We start from the raw sequence: 2,807 nt of genomic DNA, 5'->3' as shown, positions 1-2,807 counted from the left end.
CTTCCCGTTACCGTCTTTCGATATCAGGACACGCCATGCCCTTCCGCACCCTCGACACCGCCGATCTCGCAGGCAAGACCGCCCTGGTCCGCGTGGACTTCAATGTTCCCGTCGAGGGTGGCAAGATCACCGACGACACCCGCCTGCGCTCGGCCCTGCCGACTATCCAGTATCTGACCGGCAAGGGCACCAAGGTGGCGCTGCTGGCCCACTTCGACCGGCCCAAGGGCAAGGTGGTTCCCGAAATGAGCCTGGGCTTCGTGGCCGCCCCCCTGGCCGCCCTGCTGGGCGCGCCGGTGACCTTCGCCGCCGACTGCATTGGCGACGCCGCTGCTGACGCCATCGCCGCCCTGCCGGCCGGCGGCGTCACCTTGCTGGAGAACGTCCGCTTCCATGCGGGCGAGGAAAAGAACGACCCCGCCTTCGCTGCCGACCTGGCCAAGCTGGGCGACCTCTATGTCAATGACGCCTTCAGCGCCGCCCACCGCGCCCATGCCTCCACCGAGGCCCTGGCCCGCGCCCTGCCGGCCTATCCGGGCCTGGCCATGCAGCGCGAGCTGGAAGCCCTCGACTCGGCGCTGGGCAATCCGCAAAAGCCGGTGATCGGCATTGTCGGCGGCTCCAAGGTCTCGACCAAGCTCGACCTGCTCAACAATCTGGTCGCCAAGCTGGACCGCCTGGCCATCGGCGGCGGCATGGCCAACACCTTCCTCTACGCCCAGGGCCATGACGTGGGCGGCTCGCTGTGCGAAAAGGACCTGGCCGACACCGCGCGCCAGATCATCGAAAAGGCCAAGACCGCCGGCTGCGAGCTGCTGCTGCCGGTCGATGTCGTAGTGGCCAAGAAGGTCGCCCCCGGCGTCGACGCCGAGACGCGCGCGCTGGGCGATGTGCAGGCCGATGACCTGATCCTCGACGCCGGCCCCGAGAGCGTGAAGCGCCTGCTGGCGGCCATGGACGACAGCAAGACCCTGATCTGGAACGGGCCGCTGGGCGTGTTTGAAGTGCCGCCGTTCGACGAAGCGACTGTTTCAGCGGCAAAACACGCCGCAAATCTCGCAAAATCGGGTAAGATCGTCGCCGTAGCCGGTGGCGGTGATACGGTGGCGGCCCTGAACCATGCCGGGGTCGTCAACGACATGACCTTCGTCTCGACTGCGGGTGGCGCCTTCCTTGAATGGATGGAAGGCAAGGACCTGCCAGGTGTCTCAGCTTTGAACACCTGACCGGGTCCCGCCCCACTTCGGCGGGGCGAGTCATCAAACCGGGAGGAGGAGGCGATCGCTGTCAGGCGGCCGCCGCACTTAAAGACTGGGCAGAGAGCGCATCAGCGCCGGGCCCCAAAAACAAGAAACGACCCCAACCTTTTCAAGCATGCAGGAGAGACCCCGTGGCGAGGATCACGCTAAGACAGTTGCTGGACCATGCGGCCGAGAATGATTACGGCCTGCCCGCGTTCAATATCAACAACATGGAACAGGGCCTGGCGATCATGGAAGCGGCCGCTGCCGTCGACAGCCCGGTCATCATCCAGGCCTCGCGCGGCGCACGCAACTACGCCAACGACATCATCCTGACCCGACTGATCGATGGTCTGGTTGAACTCTACCCCAACATCCCGGTCTGTATGCACCAGGACCACGGCAACGGTCCGGCGACCTGTGCCACGGCGATCCAGTACGGCTTCACCTCGGTGATGATGGACGGCTCTCTGATGGAAGACGCCAAGACCCCGGCCTCTTACGAGTACAATGTCGAAGTCACCCGCCGGGTCGTGCAGATGGCCCATGCCTGCGGCGTCTCGGTCGAAGGCGAACTGGGCGTTCTGGGCTCGCTGGAAAGCGGCATGGGCGAGGCTGAAGACGGACACGGCTTCGAGGGCGTTCTGAGCCATGACGAGCTCCTGACTGATCCGGACCAGGCCGTCGACTTCGTCGCCCAGACCGGCGTCGATGCCCTGGCCATCGCCATGGGCACCAGCCACGGGGCCTACAAGTTCACGCGCAAGCCGGACGGCGAGGTCCTGGCCATGAACGTGATCGAGGAAATCCACCGCCGCCTGCCCAACACCCACCTGGTGATGCACGGCTCGTCGTCGGTTCCGCAGGACCTGCAGGACATCATCAACCAGTACGGCGGCGAAATGCCCCAGACCTGGGGCGTGCCGGTCGAAGAGATCCAGCGCGGCATCAAGCACGGTGTCCGCAAGATCAATGTCGACACCGACAACCGCATGGCCATCACCGGGGCCGTGCGCAAGATCCTGATGGAAAAGCCGGGCGAGTTTGATCCCCGCGCCTATCTCAAGCCCGCCAAGGACGCCATGCGCAAGGTCTGCCAGGACCGCTTCGTACAATTCGGTTCGGCCGGTCATGCCAGCAAGATCAAGCCGATCTCGACGGCAAACATGGCCAAGCGCTACATCTCGGGCGAGCTTCACGCCCGCTTCGGCGGCGATGCCGCCAAGGCGGCAGCGGAATAGGGCCTAGCCTTTCCCGTAGTAGAGTTAGGGCCTCCCGGCAGCCGCCGGGAGGCCTTTTTCGTTGTGCCGATGAGGGTTGGAGAACCTTACCAGCGCAGGACAATGCGGCCGAGCACAGCGCCCAGGCCCGCGCAGGCCATGATGCCAAGGCTGTACCAGAGGCCTACGAACACGAAGGTGCTCTCGGGGCAGTGCAGGCCATAGACCGTGGCAGCGACCCCGCCGGCAAAGGCTCCGGTGGCAAAGCCGGCCAGGACCGGGCGCGTGGGGGCCAGACCCCGGACCAGCCAAAGACCCAGCAGGGTACCGGGCGCCCCGAGCAGCA

3 protein-coding genes are annotated in these 2,807 nt (G+C 65.5%); 2 read left to right on the top strand and 1 reads right to left on the bottom strand.

What is annotated here, in order from left to right:
- The first annotated feature begins 35 nt into the window (after window positions 1–35).
- A complete protein-coding gene (locus DBR10_RS07225; RefSeq protein WP_108556230.1) occupies window positions 36–1,226 on the top strand; it encodes a phosphoglycerate kinase in 1,191 nt (396 codons plus the stop codon).
- A 164-nt stretch (window positions 1,227–1,390) separates the two neighbouring features.
- Window positions 1,391–2,482, top strand: a complete 1,092-nt coding sequence (gene fba, locus DBR10_RS07220; RefSeq protein WP_108504829.1) for a class II fructose-bisphosphate aldolase — start codon at window positions 1,391–1,393, stop codon at window positions 2,480–2,482.
- 86 nt (window positions 2,483–2,568) lie between these two features.
- On the opposite strand, the gene DBR10_RS19795 is transcribed toward fba, so the two are convergent.
- Window positions 2,569–2,807: NrsF family protein (locus DBR10_RS19795; protein WP_233243311.1), on the bottom strand; the 239-nt coding region annotated here is incomplete at its 5' end.

The sequence above is a fragment of the Caulobacter sp. HMWF025 genome, assembly GCF_003060965.1.
Taxonomy (GTDB): Bacteria; Pseudomonadota; Alphaproteobacteria; order Caulobacterales; family Caulobacteraceae; genus Caulobacter.
Note: the sequence above shows the minus strand (reverse complement) of the source record. Positions and strands in the feature narration are given on the sequence as shown.

What these genes read in the sequence shown, in the direction of transcription:
- DBR10_RS07225 (WP_108556230.1), top strand. Translation starts at nt 36, where the DNA reads ATGCCCTTCCGCACCCTCGACACCGCCGATCTCGCAGGCAAGACCGCC.